Here is a 19,909-nt window from a genome sequence, read left to right on the forward strand (position 1 = left end):
ATTAGGTAAGGATAGTACTAAAAAAATAATAGAAATAGGATGTGGAAAATATGTCTGAAAATATTTACGATGTGATGACCGCTCGTCAAAGTGTTAAAAAATACGTGAAGGATCATCAAATTTCTGAGCAAGAGTTAGAGGAAATTTTAACACTTGCAGCAAAAGCACCTTCATCATGGAATTTACAACATTGGCGTTATCTTGTCATTACTTCTCAAGAGATGAAAGAAAAGATTTTACCGATTGCTTACAATCAACAACAAGTCGTTGAATCTTCAGCTACTGTTGTATTGTTAGGGGATTTAGAAGCAAATAAAACAGGTAAAGTACTTTATGGTGAAGCATTGAAACAAGGATTTTTGACACAAGAATTACATGATACTTTGTTGCAGCAAATTGATTGGAGTTATTCCAATCCAGAAATAGCGAAAAGCGAAGCAGTTTTAAATGCTAGTTTATCCGGTATGCAACTTATGCTAGCTGCAAAGGCAAAAGGATATGACACTTGTCCGATGGGTGGCTTTGATAAAGAAGCTATCGTCAAAGAACTAAACATTCCTGACCGTTACATACCCGTTATGCTAATCACCATCGGGAAGCAAGCAGAACCAGCTCGTCCGACTGGCAGACTGCCATTAGATCAACTCGTGATCAAAGAAACATTCTAATCCATTTACCATACTAAAAAAGAGGATAGTCCCTTCATATAGAAGAAAAAGGGCTATCCTTTTTTTGCTTTTACGCCTGGCACCTGAGGCGTAAACTTGATTCTCATTATTTCTCCGTCTTATTTAACTCCACCTTTACTAACTTTTCCGCAATCTCTAAGTCCTTGTACATCTCCCGATCATGCTTTAATTTAGGTATGACCCTTCTCAGGGTGTCATATGCCTGTTTACTTCCCTTCCCTAATTGCCCTGAGCCAAAATCAATGGCTTGACATGCCGTCATGTATTCAATAGCGATGACTTTTTGTACGTTAGCAATGACGGTTCTACATTTTCTCGCGCCCGTAGTTCCCATGCTAACATGATCTTCTTGATTGGCAGAGGAAGGAATGGAATCTACACTAGCAGGATGAGACAGCACTTTATTTTCTGAAACGATAGATGCAGCTGCATATTGGGCAATCATGAACCCGGAATGAAGCCCACCATACTGTGTCAAAAAGCCAGGAAGACCACTCAGTTGCGGATTAACTAATCTCTCTATCCTTCTTTCTGAAATATTTGCTAATTCAGATAATGAAATACATAAAAAGTCCGCTGCTAACGCCATCGGTTGTCCGTGAAAGTTACCACCAGAAATGACATCGTTTGTTTCAGGAAACAATATCGGATTGTCTGTCACACTGTTACACTCCCGCTCCACCCACTGTGATACAAAATGCAATATATCCCTTGTCGCTCCGTGTACTTGTGGAATACAACGAATACTATAAGCATCTTGGACTCTTAACTGCCCCATCATCGTGGTTCGTTCACTGCCTTGCAAATGAGACATTAATGCTTGAGCAGATGTTTGCTGACCAGGATGAGGACGCAATTGGTGCAAGCGCGGATCAAAAGCGCTGGTAATTCCTTGTAGCCCTTCCACCGTTAATGCTGCGATCACTTCTGCATTTTCCAACGTTATTTTCGCATCATGTATTGCTAAACAGAGCAATGCTGTCATCGCTTGGGTGCCATTGATTAACGCTAATCCTTCTTTTGCCTCTAGCGTGATCGGACTTAGTCCCGCTGCTGAAAGTGCCTGTAGTCCCGACATAACCTTTCCTTTGTAAGTTGCCTCCCCTTTCCCTATCATCACTAAGACGATGTGAGCTAACGGTGCTAAATCACCACTTGCTCCCAGCGAACCTTGCTCTGGTACGATAGGATGTACACCGCGATTACACATGTCCACTAATTGCTGTAACGTCTCTAATCTGATGCCAGAATGCCCTTGAACAAGCGAATTTATTCGAAGTGCCATCATTGCTCTTACCACTTCTACGGAAAAAGGAGTGCCCATTCCACATGCATGACTCATAATTAAATTTTCTTGCAGGTCGGTCACATCTTCCTCTGAAATAACGATATCCGAAAACTTACCGAATCCAGTCGTAATACCGTAAACAACCTCTCCTTTTTCCACAATATGTTCAATTTGTTGTCTAGCTGAAGCAACACGATGTAGTACATCCTCGGCTATTGTAATTTTATTTTCATCTCTAGCGACAGCTGCAACTTGAGCTATAGTTAGCGATGTTCCATTTAAAGACACAACCTTATTATCCATCCATATTTTCCTCCTTTAATAAAAGAAAGCATAAAAAAAGAATGAGGCGTAATCTCCTCATTCTTTTTTTGATCTATGTCATTGTCCCAATATTGATTCAGCCTATACAGACATAACATGACGTATCGCTCCTCAAATGGTAAACTGTATAACATCATTTTCCATTATCATTTATTATACCACAATGTATGCATTCACATGGTTGTATATATTTTTTTATGAACGATATAAGCTGGTGTAACAAGTTTATTCAACTTCAATAGATCCGTCTTGTATAGAAAGCAGCTTCTCTTTTAAAATAGGAAAATAAGCGTGAAGCTTTTTGTTCGTAAAGGAAGACCACTGCTTCATATCGCCATCTAGTATGAATGCTCGCATTTTCGTTGCGCTGATGTCCACCCTATCCCTTGGAACGACGATTTGCTCAATACCCTTTAACTGTTCCTCTTCAAACCATAAATTTCTTTCTTCATCATTACCCATGATCATTGTATCTAGTGCATGTGGTAGTCCAAAATATTTACCCCAAGATCTCGCGTGGTCTAACACGTACTGTCCCCACATCGTACTATGATCATTTTCATTGGTTAAATCATTTAAAAAACCAATATGCACACGCGGATGATCCCCGTAAATTTCTTTTAACATATCTAAGCGAAGCTGCATAGGAAGCGGATTTCGAACGGTTCCTTCTACTTGTGCAGAACCTATTAAAACAACAATATGCTCACATGAATGAAGTGCTGTTTCGATCAAATATTCATGTCCAATGTGTACATTTTGAAACCGTCCAAGAATAAAACCAAACTTATGCTGTGTCATCTTCCATTTCCCCTGCTTTTATGATAGGAATGTTTCAAGTTGCTCATATAACTGATTCCTCCTCTGTTCTAAATCCTCACATTCACTGTATAGCTGATTGAGTTGCTCTGAATCTTCTACAGACTCTATTTGTTTTTGTATTTGCTCATATATCGTTTGCAGCTCTTTTTCTATTTGCTCTATGTTACGCTCTAATAGTTCCCATTGCTGTTCATCACTTTCCTGTTGTATCGCTTTAGGTTGTTCAACGTTCTCTTGTGCTAACGATTTCGCTTCTTTCCATGTTACCTCTTTTTTACTTTGATTTCTAGTCATTGCAGTGTCATCATGATGGTGGACGTTAGATTTGAATTCGTGATGCTTCTTTTTCGCTTCATCATAGTTTCCAAGATAATAGTACATCGTATGATCCTCTATCCAGTAGACGTTGTGAAATAAGCGGTTTAAAAAATAACGATCATGGGATACCGTAATGACTGTCCCCTCGTAGTTCTCCAGCGCCTCTTCCAGCACTTCTCTCGATGCGATGTCGAGATGGTTCGTAGGTTCATCTAATATTAAACAATTTGTATTTTGCTGAAGCAGCTGTGCAAGACGTAGGCGGACTCTTTCTCCACCACTAAGCTGATCTACTTTGCGAAAAACGGCGTGCCCATAAAACATAAAGGCAGCTAATATTTGTCTTGCTTCTGCTTCAGACACCATCACTTCACGTCGAAAAGCATCAATGACACGCTCGTTAACGATGCTTTTATCTATGGAGTCTTGTGATACGTAACCAATGTTCACATTACTTCCCACAAGAACTTCTCCCTGATCTGGAGATAGTTGGTTTAGTATCATTTTTAATAATGTCGATTTTCCTGTACCGTTTCCACCTACAATGGCGATTTTATCTTTATATTGCACATTCATCTGGATAGCACGGAATATTTCTTTGTTGGCAAATGATTTACTTACTTGTTGCAACTTGATGACTTCTTTACCACTACGTTTGTTCACATCGAAGTCTATTTTCATTTTTTTGTGCACAGGTGGACGCTCTATTTTCTCCATTCTTTGCAGTGCTCGCTCCATATTTTTGGCTCTTTTATGCAATCCTTCATTCGGTGGATTAGATCGATTTGCCCACTCCCGCAGCCTTTTTATCGCTTCTTTCATTTTTTTTATTTTCTTTTGCTGATTTTCATAGTCCGCAAACTGTTTTAGTATCCGCTCTTCCTTTTGCTTCACATAATCACTGTAATTAGTGAAATACGTGCTTAGCTCTCCTTGTTCGAGATCTATAATTTTATGAACCGTCTCATCTAAAAAGTAGCGATCATGAGAGATGATAACTACCGTTCCTTTGTAAGATTGTATAAACTTGCCCAGCCACTCCATCGCAATAATATCGAGATGATTCGTCGGTTCATCGAGCAGCAGTAATTCAGGCTCTTGCAATAGCATGAGTGCGAGACTCACTTTCGTCTTCTCTCCACCACTTAACTGAGAGAACAACTGTGGTATAAGAGCATGAATTTGTAACCCATTGACCATGCGTTCTATATTTTCTTCTATTTCGTATCCACCTTGAATGGTGAATGTCTCTTGCATCACACCGTACTTCTCCGTCACTTGCTCTATTTCATCTGATGGCAAAGAAGTCGCCATTTTTAGCTCTAATGTTTTCATTTCCTGCTGTATTTTCAATAGAGGTTGAAATGCTGTACGTAACACTTCATGAACGGTCATGGTATTTGGAAAAGATGGAATTTGAGCTAAATAACCAATGGACGTCCCTTTTTTCCAATGCACTTGCCCTGTATCTGCTGTTTCTTGTCCTGCTAATATCTTCATTAGTGTCGTTTTGCCACTGCCGTTGTGTCCTACTAGTCCTATTCTTTCGTTTTCATTGATTTGTAAAGTTAACGCAGTGAAGATTGGATTGCCTCCGTAATTTTTGCTGATTTCGTTTACGCTACATAACATGATGGTGATTCTCCTTCATTTTTATATTTTACATGTTGCAGTAAAAATGACAGTGAGAACGGTTTTAGCCCACTTTATACATCTAGTTCATCACCATGTATCTGTGGACATCATGAACACAAAAAACATATAAAAAAAGCTACAGGAAAGCATAAACCTCTCCCATAGCCATAGATTTTGCCGCATCATTTCAAAGCAATAGCGACAATAAAAGCATCAAAAAAGAGAGCTCTAATGAGCTCTCCCTTTGTCCATACTATATTTGAGTGGGCTAAAGAGATTTCTCACCGTTCTGTTACTATGCAGTTGCTAAAAAAGGATAGACTTATCCCGTTAGCTGCTGCATAAGAAAACATCGCCCGACGGATGTATAAAAATTCCAACACTTTACCGCGAGTCAATACAGAACGTTTCATCTCTTTATCCACCTCCTTTTCAACATGTACAAATTTCATTACACTTCATTTTGATCACCCTATTATTGTAAAAGAGAACCATTTTTTTTGCAAGGGGAACTGGTGCATAGTATTTTCTCTTACTTTTAATCTAAAAATTTCTCTATAACGGGTAGATCTGGCGGACTAATGTTAGAAGGGAGTTCATCTATAGAAAAAAATTGTAATGCTGCTACTTCGCTCTTCTCTTCCACTAAGCTACCGGAATAATTTCTGCAAATATAAGCTGACACAACCATATACACTTCATCTCCATTTGGATACTGGTAATATAGTGATGGACCAGAAAATACATCAAATAGGTTTAAATCTTTCGCAATTAAACCTGTCTCCTCTTCTAATTCTCTTTTAGCAGCTTGTTCTAATGTTTCCCCCATTTCTAACGCACCACCACATAAGCCCCAACAATCGTTATCTTTTCGCAACTGCAACAGTATTTGATTTGATTCATTTATGACAATGACGCAGGCTCCTGCCATGATTATTGGCTTGGAACCTACAACTTTCCTCATTTCAGAAATGTAGCCCATACTGTATTCACGACCTTTTCATGCATTCGACATTCGGATATTAACTAATATTAATAAACTCTATACATTTTATAATATATCATTATTTTACATTTTTTTATTTTATTATACATATTATGTAGAATAAAATACATAAAAATATTAATTTTATAGTAGAAAAGAAGGATCTTTTGTATTTTTATAGAATATAGAAATTAAATAATTTAAAAAGGTGGTACTAAAGTTGGATAATTTATTGTCTAAACACGATTTAACAACACAGCAACTACAGATGCTTTCTGGTGAATTTGAAAAAAGAAAAAAATCAACAGGAACTACATGGATATTGTGGCTTTTCCTGGGAGGTATAGGAGGTCATCGTTACTATTTAGGTAATATTCCTCAAGCAATAATTATGACACTTACACTTGGATTCTTAGGATTTTGGACACTAATTGATGCTTTCATGATCTCTGGTGCTATTCGTAAAGCAAATGAAAAGATTGAAAGTGAGATTATTCAAAATATCCAAGTAATGAATAGTGCAAAACAAAATGATGCTAATGTTCCAGCCATGTAAAGATGGACGAATATCATACTCCCATTAACAAAAAATTTTGGATAACAGTAGCTGATATGGCTACTGTTTTTTTTAAAAAGTTAGAAAAATAAAAAGATGAAGCACTAGAAGTTGTCCATATGACAATACAATGGCTTGAGGCCACTATAAGCTTTCAAACAGCGTTTATTCAACGTCATCTTTTTGAAATTTTAAAGATTCAGTTAGAGCAGAAAATCTATCATTTATTTTTTAGTGTTAAATCAACTAACAAATCAAGTAAGGAATCATTTGCTTCTTTGTTATAAGGATCGGCTGACAACGCACTCAACCATGTTTTGATTTCATCATGCTCCGAAGATGATTTCATTGAATCCCATTGCTCAATATACATACCAAGAAAAGATAGAGTAAGCTCTAGATCACTATTCAATATTTTTGCAATGAATTCCGCCTCTTCTTGTCCTGTTAATGCATTCTGTTTTTCTACCCCATTGACGTTATTTAATGCATAGAATGTACGTTGTAAGCTATTTGTTAATTGTTCCTCTGCATTATTTTTTATTTCTCTAAGTTCTATTGTTTCCTTATGCTGGCTCATACTAAAAAAAATCAATACAACTAACAGTGGACTTAATATAATGACTATTATGCTATTTTTCCTCATGTTCCTCTCCCCTTTTCATTACACGGAAATTAAAACCATATATTTAAACAATTTTACCATATAGATTGAACATCATATATATATCCGTATAATTTATGATTGTTTTCTAGGAAAATGAATGTCACTTTATTCATTACACCGTAAGGTATCTATATCTACAATAAGCAGAACAGGGAAGATTTGTTACAATGATTACGATGGCTGGAGCAAGTTGATACATGACATACTCCAGCGTTTATAATAAAATTTTATCAGGAGATACATTTTATAAAAACGTACACATATAGAGAAAGGAAGTCAAAATAAATGAAAACGATACCATTAGGTACAACGACGCTGCAAGTTCCGTCTGTAGCAGTAGGTTGTATGCGAATTAATCAATTAGATAAACAAGAAGCAGAGAAGTTTGTTCAAACAGCATTAGATGAGGGTGCAAACTTTTTTGACCATGCAGACATTTATGGAGGAGGAGAATGTGAAGTCATATTTGCGGATGCAGTGAACATGAATAGTACCGTTCGCGAAAAACTCATTCTTCAATCTAAATGCGGCATCAGGGAAGGTCAATTCGATTTCTCTAAAGACTACATTTTAACATCTGTTGACGACATTCTAAACCGATTGAAAACGGACTATCTTGATGTCTTGCATTTGCACCGTCCTGATGCATTAATGGAACCAGATGAAGTTGCTGAAGCTTTTGATATACTTGAACGTAGCGGTAAAGTTCGTCACTTTGGTGTTTCCAATCAAAATCCGATGCAAATACAGCTACTGAAAAAATCAGTAAGACAACCTATTGTCGCGAATCAACTGCAACTTAGCATTACCAATGCGAACATGATTTCTAACGGAATGAACGTCAATATGCTCAATGAATCTGCTGTAAATCGTGATGGCAGTGTACTAGATTTTTGTAGATTGCACGATATTACGATTCAACCATGGTCTCCATTTCAATACGGATTTTTCGAAGGTATATTCTTGGGTAATGAAAAATTTCCTGCTTTGAATGCAACCATTAATGACATCGCAGCAAAATACGAAGTCTCGAATACAACCATTGCGCTAGCATGGATTCTGCGTCATCCTGCACAGATGCAACCTGTAGTGGGAACAACGAATATGCAACGTCTGAAGGACTGTTTTAAAGCAGCAGATATCTACTTAACTAGAAAAGAGTGGTACGATATTTACTGTGCAGCTGGTAATGTATTGCCGTAAGTTTGTCGTAGCTAGTATGATTCAATTTAAAGTCACAAAATAAATACATTAAAAAACCTTCGGGGTTGCTTTCCTCCCGAAGGATTACATTTAAAGTTTCACCCTCTTATTTCCTATTTTAATTACTTTACCTTTGTTATTAAATACTACTTTTCTATTTACTAATACTCCATTCTCTAAAAATTGTGCAAAAGCTCTTTTTTTATTTTTATTTTTAAGTCTAGGGACTTTAGTAACTTTTAAGTTCATTACTCTTCTTGATGGCATATTAATTGTTGTCGTTTGTATCGTTTGACTTGGAGAGAGGTTCAGAAACGTTTGCCCATTTCTTTGCTTGACTGTAACATTGGCATTGGAGATTTGAATGAAAAATGGACAAGTACAAAATGCGAAGCATGTGCAATTTGCATCATCTTGACAAGGAAAGAAAAAAGAACAAAAATCACCCTCATCTGCACACTGTCCTAGCATGGATCGTAAGTTCACAGTTTTTCTTGTAACTTTCACAGATTTATTTCTTAACACAAATAGTCACCCCCTGCTTTATAGTATGAGGTTGTTTATGTTTTGCTTGTACGAACTAAGTAGTGTAATTGCTTCATAATAAAAAAATAAGTAGACCCTGAAAGATCTACTTATTTTTAAATACCACATTGCATGGCTATATGGTTTTCCATTTTGATTTTTTTACAAATCAACACAATGACCGCTTCTATACCTTAACTAACAACGCCACAGTTTCCACATGGGTAGTGTGAGGGAACATATCTACAGGCTGTACTTCCATTACTTTGTATCCACCTTCTGTGAGTATATGCACATCACGAGCTAGCGTAGATGGATTACAAGACACATAGACGACGCGTTTGGGCGTCATTTCGATGATGGTATCTAACAATGTCTTATCGCACCCTTTGCGAGGTGGATCAACGACGATAACATCTGCCATAACTCCGTTCTGTTTCCATGCAGGAATGACTTCTTCTGCCTTTCCTGTTTCGAAAACAACATTATCGATGTGATTTAATGTTGCATTGTAAGTTGCATCTTTTATGGCTTGTTCTACAATCTCTACTCCATACACTTTTTTGGCATGTTGTGCTAAAAATAATGAGATGGTGCCTATACCACAATACGCATCGATGACGATTTCTTCTCCTGACAAATCTGCATATTGCAGTGCTTTGTCATAAAGTATTTTCGTTTGTTCTGGATTCACTTGATAAAATGATGTTGCAGAAATGGCAAAACGAACGTCTCCTATATGGTCATAAATTTCTTTCTGACCCCAAAGTACGATCGTCTCATGTCCTAATAACGTATTCGTTCTTTTCTCATTGATGTTTTGACAAATACTTTTTACCTGAGGGAACTGAGATGTAATCCGATCTATCCATTGCTGTTTATGTGGGATTTTTCTCCCGTTTGTGATGAACACCACCATCACTTCTCCAGTATGAAAACCTGTTCTGACCATGACCTGACGCAGCAGTCCAGTATGCGTCATTTCATCGTAAGTGGAGATACCTAGCTCTGACGCGATTTGTTTTATCGCTAAAATAACGTTATCGTTTTGTTCATGTTGAATCATACATGACTCCATATCAATGATACGATGCGTACGAGGAGCGTAAAAACCAGCAACCATTGCACCTTCTTCTTGCCCAAAAGGAACCATTGCTTTATTACGGTATGCCCATGGATGTTCCATACCTAACGTGGGATGAACGATCGTTTCATGCTGCACCTGATGTGAAGCTTCATTTTTAACCTTTTCACTCTCCAATGTATCATCTTCGTTCACCATGGTTACATTTAATTTACCAATTCGTTGTAAATTATCGAATACTTGCTGCTGCTTATATTGTAACTGCTGTTCGTAACGGAGGTGTTGCAACTGACAGCCTCCACAGCTAGAAAAATGTACACAATCAGGCTGTACTCTGTATTCACCAGATTCCAATACTTCCATCAACTTAGCATATCCGTATTTTTTCTTTACTTTAATCACTTTCACTTCTGCTTTATCTCCAGGAAGTGCGCCATCAACAAAAAGAGTAAACCCATCCACCTGGCCTACTCCCATACCTTCATGTGTTAATCCTTTGATCGTGATGATATACCTCTCGTTTTTACTTACAGGTAACGTTGTCATATTTCTATCCTTTGTCTTCATGTTAACTAACTTCCACTCCGCCATAGATGTATTATTTTTCCATGCTAATTTAAAATTAACACCATTAATATTTGCTTTTACCAGATGGATCTACAAAAAACTCAATATGTTCACGAAGATTTTTAAAATGACAAGGTAATGTACCTCCATATTCTCCGTCAAGATTTAACTGGGTGAGCTTAGAAGCCTGAACGTCTACTTCATCTGCTTGAAAATGTATCACCAGATCATCATGAATATGTTCCCCGCGTAGCGCTAGCGTTACGACACGAATAAACTCAGCTAAATTACATTTTTTAAGCAAAATAACATCAAACAATCCGTCTTGCAAGTCTGCTTGAGGTGCCAGCTTTTCAAATCCACCGACAGAATTACTATTAGAGATCAGAAAGAGCATGAACTCCCCTTCATAAAAGTGCTCATTGGCATGAACTTTTAATGCTGTTGGTTTTATTCTTGGCAACAGCTCTAAACCTTTCATGTAATAAGCCAGTTGACCCAGCATCGTTTTTAACCGACTCGGAACTTCATAGGTTAATTCCGTCATCGATCCTCCACCAGCAATATTAATAAAATATTTATCATTCACTCTACCGATATCTAACGCAGAGCAATGTTCATTCACGATAATTTCACATGCTTTTTTCCAATATTTAGGTATTCCTAGTGCGCGAGCAAAGTCGTTTGTTGTTCCTACTGGAATAATGCCTAGTTGCGGTCGAAAAGATTTTTCGGCCATCCCATTAACAACTTCGTTAATCGTTCCATCTCCACCTGCTGCAATGATGATGTCGTATTCTCTTTCCACTGCTTTTTCTGCCGCAAGTTTGGCATCTCCTTCACTCGTTGTTGCGTGTGTGGAAGTCTCCACATCATGTTCTTCGAGATATTGTAATATGTCAGGAAGCTTTCTTTTCATTTCTTCTCTTCCTGAAGTAGGATTATAAATCAAGCGGGCTCTTTTTCCCATGTTTCATACTCCTTTAGTCTAGATCAAATCATACCAAGCTTTGTGTACGTATTGCATCCTTTATCTGCTGTTCCATCCATGCGGTAATCAGAGGATCTGGCAACATTGCTTGTTCAATATATCGGCAAGATATAGTGGAGATTCTAGATGGAATAACTTGATTGATGAAATACCCTTTGCTTAGAAATAAAGGAACAACCGTAATGTCGCAATTCGGTTCTTCTTTTTTCCATTTACTTAATGTAGAAGGTAGCTGGTCAGGCAACAGTAACGCAATGTCCACTGCTTTGACGTGAGAACGTTCTTTTACTTGTGAAGCAACACTTCTCATCCCTTGCTCCCACTTTTCTTTAAACCCAGATTCATTGCTTCCATGACCGACTAGTATGATGATTTCCTTTTCAGGCTGATGGATTACAGGTTGTATTTTAGCTGCAATCATTTCTGCTACGATCGGATGATCATCCAATGGATCGCACAATGTCATTTGTGCTTTCATGCGGAAAGGTTGTAAGTCAGTTGGTATGGTCGGATTACTCTGTGCACCAAGGGCGTAATGAATTTCATCCATATGCGTACTTCCTGAGGAAACAAATAAAGGCACAACAATGATATGGGTAATACCTCTCCCCTCTAGCTCGTCAATGCCATCTTGTATACATCGCCCTTCTACCACTTCCTCCAAAAAAGAACAAACGACAGGAATGTCATACGGTAATGTGATGTCTCCTACAGCTTCGTCAACAAGGTCATTCCATCTATTATTTTTTGAACCATGACAAATTATAAGTACACCAGTATTGTTGGACGGTTCCATGTCTGATTTATCTCCCTTCCCTTTTTGTCTATTTATTTTCCTATTCTTTCGAGTGCCATTTTATAACCATCATTCCCATAATTTAAGCAACGTTTCACACGACTAATCGTCGCTGTGCTTGCACCTGTCTCCGCTTCGATCTGGTTGTATGTGGCACCTTTTCTCAACATCCTTGCGACTTCTAGTCGTTGCGCAAGGGACTCCATTTCGTTTACTGTACATAAATCATCAAAAAAAACGTAACATTCTTCTACAGATTTCAATGTTAGTATGGACTCAAATAGTTGATCTATGGATTTATCATTTAATTTTTTTAGTTGCATCATCGTTTCCCCCTATAACCTATAATTACTATACCTATCATACTTTATTTCTTTAATACCTTCAAACTTTAACTTTGTTAAGTGTATAATCATTGCTAACTTCTGCGTTATTTTACATTATAATGTTCACCCTTAAGCTTTTCTTTTTCAATATTGATTCATAAACAACAACTAAATATAAGTTTAACACAAAAATAGAAAGCGCTTTCAATATTTTTTGACTTTTTCATCATTTTCATTTTCTGCTTATGTTTTTTTATAAATTACTTCAAAAATAGGGCAACCGTCCATACCATTACATGAATACACACATAGCATAATAAAAAAAAGGATTGTGAATGTGATGAATCAGCATCATCATCATCTAAAACATTTAGATGCACACCAAGCAGCAAAATCTAAAACATCCGCCTTTAATAATCCTGGCGGTAATGGATACCCAGGCTTACCTCCTTTTGGTGGTGGCTCCCAATTTGGTGACCAGTTTCCTTTTAGCGGAAATCCTGGTGGGGGTGGAAGCTCTCAAGGAGGTGGTTCTCCCCCTGCAAAATCAGGATCAGGTTCAGGATCAAACTTTAGTTTTAATGATGTAAAGAATATTATGTCCCGCATGGGTGGAGTAGAAGGCATGATGGGCACGTTCAATAAAGTAGGTTCATTTATGCAGAGTATGCAAAAAATGAGTCCTATGTTAAGGCTATTACTCGGTTCCTTTTTAGGAAAAACTTCTGCCACCAGCCAAAATACGCGCCGTAAAAGAAAGAGGAAGAGAAGAAGAAATACCACTTCTAACCGAAATCGCACATACGCAAAGAAAAATCAAAATCGAAGCGGAAATCGAAATGGCAATAGAAATCGAAGCAATTACAATAATAGAAGAACGAAAAAAAGAGGAAAAAATCGCCGCTAATACATGCAGAAGGAGCTTTTGTGCTCCTTCTTTTGCTGTTATCTGTTGTATTTGTTTTCGATCTAGTGCTCTGCTATTTACTGGTTTGTTATGATGTGTGTTCCTATCTAGTGCTTTGCAGTTTAGCGTGATGTTGACGTGTTCTTGTTTTAATGTTTTGTTGTTATTCGAAAGTCAGTGTTGTTTCTAAAGGAACAAATTGAATCCACGTTTTACCCGGGTATAGTGGAATCTCACTTCCTTCTTGAAAAATATACCCTTTGCCTGGGCCATACACATCGACATCTCTTCTTCCCACATCATCTACTATTTGATGGGCTGCTTCTACTACGATAAGATTTTTTGTTAATAGTGGTTGTTCAGATTCTTTATCTACATGCGCTTCTCCGTTCATAAAACGCTGATATAATTTACTTTCTGCGTCATATTCGTAGGAAACATTATAGCCTAATAAGTATGGGATCGTAATCTTATTTGCTGTGCTTGTATCAGTAAGGCCAACGTCTTCTTTGTTTTCCTCGACTTCGGTGTTATCTGTATCTACTTCGTTCATTACTGCATTAGATGTTTCTTCTATATGTTCTTCCAACGGAATGGAAGATCGTATTTCTGTACCATTTTCATCGGTATATAGAAATTCTTTATAGTCCGTAAAAGAAATATCTAGGGGATCATCCCAAGACGTGCGATAATTTTTATCTTCCGCACCTTCCATGATTTTCTCTATGTTGCTGTATAAATTATGCGGCGCATATCTTTCCTCTGAGCGCCAATAGTATTTATCATCCCCATACACTTGATCAAAATGTTGTATATTACGTTGGACAAGCATGTTCATTGCACTTTGACTCCATCCGGCATGGACAACTAATGTGTCCATTTCGTAGGCCAATTCAACGAAATAAGAGCGAATGCTGCGAATGGGACCGATTATCTCAGGCTGTTCACTCTGATATACGGCGACAAATCTTGTAATTTCCCCTTCAGCTAATATCTCGTATACGATATCTGCCATATGGAGACCGGATTGTGGTCTTGCTGCTGGAGAGTTTTCCACCATGAACATGATCGGCCTAACCTCTTCTAGCGACTCCTCCATTCCGATACCTGTCAGTGGAGCGTGAAAAGGATATGTAATTTCTTGCATAGTTGGCTCGTTTTCCTCTTCATTTTCCTCAAACTCTTCACGCTCTACATCTTGTTCCAGTGGATCAAGTGGATCTGCACTATTCCCACCACCACAAGCAGAAAGTGCTAATGTGATACATGTTATAGCTATTGCTGATTTCATTACATTCATACTATCACCCATTCATGTTGTGTTTTGTCTGGTTAACGTCATTTATGTATATGTATCATTTAATCATATTCTTCCAACTTTGTCCCTAGGAATCTACTTTTTTCGCTAAGTTGTTCAACCAGGTCATAGAAGTCATCTCTTCCCCACTGTATGTCATGTCATTAGCCCCAAGTTGATGGGCAAATTGATGAAAGCAGTGCTGTAAACGTTCAAACAGTTCTTTGGAAAAAGACACGTTGTCTTCCCACCACCAGTTTTTCACTATGAGTGTTCCTGACTCTTTATCCCATCCTGGTTCAAAGCGAGCTATAAAAGTATCACCATATAGAACAGGAAGTACGTAGTAACCGTATTTTCTATCTTTTACTGGCTTGTATACTTCCCACACGTATTCAAAATCGAATAATGCACGGATAAGTTTGCGATCCCAAATGAGGTTATCTAGTGGCGCTATAATAGAAGCCTTTTTGTGTTGTTGTTCACCTTTTCCATCTTGCATTTCCATTACTATTTCCTTATACATGCGAGGAATATAAAAGGGCGATGTTATACCCTCTACTTCTACTTCCATTACTTTGTCCTGCTGATGTAATCTGTTCATCGCATCTTTACGCTCTTTCGCCTTAAAACCCATACCAAGCCATGCATCGCTTCCCTTACTCCACAGCATGCCTACACTGCTTAGTCTTCTATGGACATACCAATCATGATATTGTTGCTCCGTTTCATTGGGATCGGATGCTGTGTATAGAGGTTGAGGGAGTAGTTTTTCCATAAACTGATACATACGACGTGTATGTACTCGATGATCAATACCTAGCTCTCCCCAGTAATACATCATCTCCATGGCCGCAGAAGATGTTTTAGTAGAGGAAAAACCCCAGCTTACTTTATCCCCAATATTTATCTGTAGCGATGACATCGGACCATGCTGTTGTATGTTCTTTCTTATTTGTGGAAATATAGCTTCCATTCCACGTGAAGGATCTGTGTATTTTGTTTTATTTTGATCACGAAACCGTTTAAAATAAGGCCAGTCCTGCGTCAAATAAATAGACATGTTTTTATCCCAACCATCTATTAATAAGCGGTCTTCGTAAAGCAATTGTTGCAGCATTTTAGCGTTGTAATCGTCAATTCTTGCTTGTAACACGAGATCAGGGTTAGTTCCCACTATATTTAACGGATCGTATTGTATGCATCGCACACGTTCCATATATGCAAGAATGCCTGATTTCCCTAATAAAATTTCTTTCGAGTTAATGCCTTGATGTTCCAATAAAAAGTGACGTGCTTGCTTTTTTGTCATGCGCATTTTTTGCATATATACATCGCTCCTTTTATGAGGAGATGACTGCGTTTAACGAAAAAAACCTAACTACATGTAGTTAGGTTTTGTCTAAGTTATTATTTGAGAATTGGAAAGACGACTTCAAATTCTTCCCAAACTATCAGCATGGCTTCATCAAACTCCCTGTGTATTGCAGAAAGTTCTCTAGTGAAAAAATCAATGTGAGCCATACGCCAATATGCTAATGAACGATCCCCTTCTCCTTCTTTGTAAGCATACGCTTCCACTACATCTTGAAACGGGATGATCTTAACATCTATCGTTTTAATTACTGCTTTAGACAGTCCATTCCAATCGGTAATGACACTATGGTCGCCGATTTTTGGAAGCTGTTCTTGTTCTAGCTCATAAAACAGCTTTAATGAAGAAGTCGCTGTTTTTTTACCTTTCAACACTAACTCCGCTAAATGATTTGCATCTTTTTCATTATCACAAAAATACCAAGATGAATAAGATTCATGGGCTACATTTTTATTTTGTGAATAATGATTCCACATCGTAATAACGGATGGATGCATCATAACACAACCTCAATGACAATTTTTATATATTATATCATATGTTACCTAGATGCTATTCATCATCTGACGATAAGATGTTAAGCAGTCTAAGTAAGTATAAAAATAAGTTAATAAAGTTCAAATACAAACTTAACACGGCTAACGGCATTAATTTATCTGGAACGCCATGTTTATATTGAGAAACATCATACAGAATAAAACCTGAGAAAATCATCACGCCACCAAATGCGATAGCTAGTCCAATCGTTCCCCCATACAATGATGGGAAGAATATCCCCATAATACCTAATACGATAAGTGCGATCAATCCTGTCATTAAAAATCCGCGAAGAAATGAGAAATCTCTCTCCGAATTATAAGCGTAAATCGTAAGCGAAGCATAAATTAAAATCGTTAATGTCAATGCTGTGAGTACTAACGCAGCCCCGCCAGATGCAATATATCCTGCTAAAGGTAAGTATAGTGTTATCCCACTAATAAAACAGAATGTATATACGAATGTATATCCTACTGCCTTTCCTTTACGAGCAATGAGCAAAGACGCTATAATCATTGCCAATTCTACAAAAATAAGTGGTACAATGAGCTCTGGTGGCAAGAAAGCATAACCTACAAACGTGCCGATAAAAGAAATAAGTAACGAGATGGTAAACATGCGCATCAGGCGATGAAACGGTGCATGATCCACTTGATCCATTTGTTCAGTGTACGTACCTTGTTGATATGATGACATAAAAAAGTATCTCCTCTCTCCATCTAATATTCTTTCTTTTTAAAATTAAATTTAAAACTAAGATTTAATTTAATGTATCATATTTTCTATTGTGTGACAATTATTATTTTTACAGCAACTCACTAGATCTTGTTGGAATAATAATAAAAATGAGTATTGCCGTAATGAAGGCAATTGCTGCACAGACACTAAATGCAATCGTAGCGCCAAACCACTGCCACACCAATCCCATCATTAATGATGCAGGTAGTAAGCCCACCCCGGTAAACATGGCATATGACCCTAAGGCTGTTCCTTTCATGTTTGCAGGAGCAAACCTAGCTACAACGGCCTTCTCTACTCCTTTTGTTAATGCAACGTACACACCTAGCAAGGCAAAGCCTAACCAAAGAGTGGTTATGCTATCGGAAAATCCAAATAGCAGATAAATAAGCGCATAAGTAATATAACCGATAGTTAAAATAAATCTACTGCCAATAACGTCAGAGATGGAACCGGTAATGTACGAAAATAACGATGCGATGATATGAAATACTAGAAACATAAGCAGTGTATTCTCCAGTGGTACTTCCAATTCATTCGCGCGTAATAATAGAAATGCATTCGAAGAATTCGCAAGTGTAAAGAACATAAGTACTAATAATAGTTGCTTTAATTTTCTATCGAATAGACGCCAACTTTTCCATATGCTTATTGGTGGATGTTGTGTATGCATTTTATTTTTCTTCTGTTGTTGTTTTTCCTTATTTCCTTGTCCATTTGGTCTCTTCACCTTCAATAAGATGAGCCAACCAATCACAATCGGAATCATGGAGGCGATAAATACGGTTTGAAACGCACCTTCATCTGTGGAGACTAGAATGAAATAAGCGATACCGATACCTAGTGCAGCCCCCAACATATCCATCATTTTATGTATACCAAAAGACTTTCCTTGTTTTTTCCCACCTGCTTCAGCGATGAGTGCATCACGTGGAGCTGATCGTATACCTTTACCAATTCGATCTACTAGTTTCCATATGAATACCCCAATCCAAGAAGAGGCAATGATGAGGATGACTCTCCCTATTCCAGATAATCCATACCCTACTACTGCCATTTTCTTATGATTTTTTCTGCGATCCCCCATATAACCTGACCACAGTTTCAATATGCTTGTCATACTCTCAGCAATACCTTCAATGACACCGATAATGACGGGACCAGATGAAGCTAAAAAAAGTGGAATTAATGGTACAACCATATAACTACCCATATCTGTAAAAAAACTTACTAAACTAAGAATCCAAACGTTACTCATCCACTATTCTCCTTAATATCATAAAAAGCGTGTCACTTCGGCCGAGGACACGCCATATTTAAATATAAAATTCATTTAGCCTATACCATCTAACCGTTGCATTAGACCACTTGCAAATGATTTTGTTGCACTTCATTTGCATCGCATAATGCATAAGGAAGACAAAGCGGCTTTCCACTACGAGGGTCTACTATAATATCTGCTTCAATACCGAATACACTGCGCAATAGAGAAGAAGTCATCACTTCGGAAGGAGTGCCTGTGTTGATCACTTGCCCTTTTTTAATCGCTACCATATGATGTGCATAGCGGCTTGCATGATTTAAGTCATGCACAACCATCACAATGGTTCGATCTTCTTCTTCATTTAATTTTTGCAATAAATTCATGACTTCGATTTGATGACCCATATCTAAAAATGTCGTTGGCTCATCTAAAAATATGATTTTCGTTTCTTGCACTAGTGCCATCGCTATCCATGCTTTTTGTCTTTGTCCCCCAGACAAAGCTTCAATCGGTCGATCTGCAAACTCTATGATCCCTGTCACTTCAAGTGCCCAGAAGATCATTTCTTTATCTTTCGCAGATAGAGAGGACATTCCTTTTTGATGTGGAAAACGTCCAAATGAAACGAGTTCGTATACGGTGAGTCCTTGAGGAGCAGTAGGATTTTGAGGTAAAATAGCAAGCTGCTTCGCTATTTGTTTCGTACTTTGCTTATGCAACAGCTTTCCATCTATGTAAATATGACCATGACTAGGTTTCATTAATCTAGAAAGTGTTTTTAGAATGGTTGATTTTCCAGATCCGTTTGAACCGACTAAGGCTGTAATTTCACCTATTGGAATACATACATTCAAACCCTCTACAACCACTTGCTTATCATAGCAAATACGTAAATCCTTTGTATTTATCATCTTTACTTCCTCCTCGTTTATGAACATACCCACTCTACTTTTTTCACGACAATGATTCATTTGTACATCTACGTCTTTCAGCGTGATTGACATCACATATATAA

General features: G+C 37.6%; 21 protein-coding genes. 4 read left to right on the forward strand and 17 right to left on the reverse strand.

The window, feature by feature from the left end:
• The first annotated feature begins 50 nt into the window (after positions 1-50).
• A complete protein-coding gene (locus D1Z92_RS11485; RefSeq protein WP_128895816.1) occupies positions 51-668 on the forward strand; it encodes a nitroreductase family protein in 618 nt (205 codons plus the stop codon).
• A 106-nt stretch (positions 669-774) separates the two neighbouring features.
• Here D1Z92_RS11485 and hutH read toward each other — a convergent pair whose 3' ends face one another.
• From hutH to D1Z92_RS11505, 5 genes are all read right to left on the reverse strand, one after another.
• Complete coding sequence (hutH, locus tag D1Z92_RS11490) at positions 775-2,280, reverse strand: histidine ammonia-lyase (RefSeq protein WP_128895817.1); 1,506 nt, start codon at positions 2,278-2,280, stop codon at positions 775-777.
• A 246-nt stretch (positions 2,281-2,526) separates the two neighbouring features.
• On the reverse strand, positions 2,527-3,102 hold the full coding sequence (locus D1Z92_RS11495) for an adenylyltransferase/cytidyltransferase family protein (protein WP_128895818.1): 576 nt from the start codon (positions 3,100-3,102) through the stop codon (positions 2,527-2,529).
• 18 nt (positions 3,103-3,120) lie between these two features.
• Positions 3,121-5,073: a ribosomal protection-like ABC-F family protein gene (gene abc-f / locus D1Z92_RS11500; protein ID WP_240666702.1), complete on the reverse strand. Its 1,953-nt coding sequence runs from the start codon at positions 5,071-5,073 to the stop codon at positions 3,121-3,123.
• Between the two features lie 284 nt (positions 5,074-5,357).
• Positions 5,358-5,528 (reverse strand): RAxF-45 family protein, encoded by a 171-nt coding sequence (locus D1Z92_RS17745; protein ID WP_306438818.1) that lies wholly within the window; start codon positions 5,526-5,528, stop codon positions 5,358-5,360.
• Between the two features lie 86 nt (positions 5,529-5,614).
• Entirely contained in the window at positions 5,615-6,058 is a 444-nt protein-coding gene (locus D1Z92_RS11505) for an NUDIX hydrolase (RefSeq protein ID WP_128895820.1), read from the reverse strand.
• A gap of 223 nt (positions 6,059-6,281) precedes the next feature.
• On the opposite strand from D1Z92_RS11505, the gene D1Z92_RS11510 reads away from it, so the two are divergent.
• Positions 6,282-6,617 carry a TM2 domain-containing protein gene (locus tag D1Z92_RS11510; RefSeq protein ID WP_128895821.1) on the forward strand — a complete coding sequence of 112 codons (336 nt, stop codon included), beginning with the start codon at positions 6,282-6,284 and terminating at the stop codon, positions 6,615-6,617.
• 220 nt (positions 6,618-6,837) lie between these two features.
• Here D1Z92_RS11510 and D1Z92_RS11515 read toward each other — a convergent pair whose 3' ends face one another.
• Positions 6,838-7,263, reverse strand: coding sequence for a hypothetical protein (locus D1Z92_RS11515; protein ID WP_128895822.1), 426 nt, complete (start codon positions 7,261-7,263; stop codon positions 6,838-6,840).
• Positions 7,264-7,569: 306 nt separating this feature from the next.
• On the opposite strand from D1Z92_RS11515, the gene D1Z92_RS11520 reads away from it, so the two are divergent.
• On the forward strand, positions 7,570-8,487 hold the full coding sequence (locus D1Z92_RS11520; protein WP_128895823.1) for an aldo/keto reductase: 918 nt from the start codon (positions 7,570-7,572) through the stop codon (positions 8,485-8,487).
• A gap of 90 nt (positions 8,488-8,577) precedes the next feature.
• Here the strand turns inward: D1Z92_RS11520 and D1Z92_RS11525 are convergent, their stop codons facing one another.
• The 5 genes from D1Z92_RS11525 to D1Z92_RS11545 form a co-directional block, all read right to left on the reverse strand.
• On the reverse strand, positions 8,578-9,012 hold the full coding sequence (locus tag D1Z92_RS11525) for a hypothetical protein (protein ID WP_128895824.1): 435 nt from the start codon (positions 9,010-9,012) through the stop codon (positions 8,578-8,580).
• Between the two features lie 187 nt (positions 9,013-9,199).
• Positions 9,200-10,663: a 23S rRNA (uracil(1939)-C(5))-methyltransferase RlmD gene (gene rlmD, locus D1Z92_RS11530; protein WP_240666703.1), complete on the reverse strand. Its 1,464-nt coding sequence runs from the start codon at positions 10,661-10,663 to the stop codon at positions 9,200-9,202.
• Between the two features lie 64 nt (positions 10,664-10,727).
• On the reverse strand, positions 10,728-11,633 hold the full coding sequence (locus tag D1Z92_RS11535) for a diacylglycerol kinase (protein WP_128895826.1): 906 nt from the start codon (positions 11,631-11,633) through the stop codon (positions 10,728-10,730).
• 28 nt (positions 11,634-11,661) lie between these two features.
• Complete coding sequence (locus D1Z92_RS11540) at positions 11,662-12,450, reverse strand: sirohydrochlorin chelatase (protein WP_128895827.1); 789 nt, start codon at positions 12,448-12,450, stop codon at positions 11,662-11,664.
• A gap of 32 nt (positions 12,451-12,482) precedes the next feature.
• Positions 12,483-12,773: a YerC/YecD family TrpR-related protein gene (locus tag D1Z92_RS11545; RefSeq protein ID WP_128895870.1), complete on the reverse strand. Its 291-nt coding sequence runs from the start codon at positions 12,771-12,773 to the stop codon at positions 12,483-12,485.
• 343 nt (positions 12,774-13,116) lie between these two features.
• Here D1Z92_RS11545 and D1Z92_RS11550 point away from each other — a divergent pair, with 343 nt between their 5' ends.
• Positions 13,117-13,683: a hypothetical protein gene (locus tag D1Z92_RS11550; RefSeq protein WP_128895828.1), complete on the forward strand. Its 567-nt coding sequence runs from the start codon at positions 13,117-13,119 to the stop codon at positions 13,681-13,683.
• Between the two features lie 163 nt (positions 13,684-13,846).
• On the opposite strand, the gene D1Z92_RS11555 is transcribed toward D1Z92_RS11550, so the two are convergent.
• The 6 genes from D1Z92_RS11555 to D1Z92_RS11580 form a co-directional block, all read right to left on the reverse strand.
• Complete coding sequence (locus D1Z92_RS11555) at positions 13,847-14,983, reverse strand: DUF3048 domain-containing protein (RefSeq protein WP_164931589.1); 1,137 nt, start codon at positions 14,981-14,983, stop codon at positions 13,847-13,849.
• Between the two features lie 85 nt (positions 14,984-15,068).
• Positions 15,069-16,307, reverse strand: a complete 1,239-nt coding sequence (locus D1Z92_RS11560; protein ID WP_128895830.1) for a DNA glycosylase AlkZ-like family protein — start codon at positions 16,305-16,307, stop codon at positions 15,069-15,071.
• Between the two features lie 83 nt (positions 16,308-16,390).
• On the reverse strand, positions 16,391-16,855 hold the full coding sequence (locus tag D1Z92_RS11565; RefSeq protein ID WP_128895831.1) for an ASCH domain-containing protein: 465 nt from the start codon (positions 16,853-16,855) through the stop codon (positions 16,391-16,393).
• 52 nt (positions 16,856-16,907) lie between these two features.
• Complete coding sequence (locus D1Z92_RS11570) at positions 16,908-17,588, reverse strand: Bax inhibitor-1/YccA family protein (RefSeq protein ID WP_128895832.1); 681 nt, start codon at positions 17,586-17,588, stop codon at positions 16,908-16,910.
• Positions 17,589-17,697: 109 nt separating this feature from the next.
• The gene (locus D1Z92_RS11575) at positions 17,698-18,888 is read right to left on the reverse strand and encodes an MFS transporter (RefSeq protein ID WP_128895833.1); all 1,191 of its coding nucleotides are present in this window, start codon (positions 18,886-18,888) and stop codon (positions 17,698-17,700) included.
• A 101-nt stretch (positions 18,889-18,989) separates the two neighbouring features.
• Positions 18,990-19,805, reverse strand: coding sequence for an ABC transporter ATP-binding protein (locus tag D1Z92_RS11580; RefSeq protein WP_164931590.1), 816 nt, complete (start codon positions 19,803-19,805; stop codon positions 18,990-18,992).
• Positions 19,806-19,909 lie beyond the last annotated feature (104 nt).

This window comes from Longirhabdus pacifica, assembly GCF_004115085.1.
Taxonomy (GTDB): Bacteria; Bacillota; Bacilli; order Paenibacillales; family DSM-105158; genus Longirhabdus; species Longirhabdus pacifica.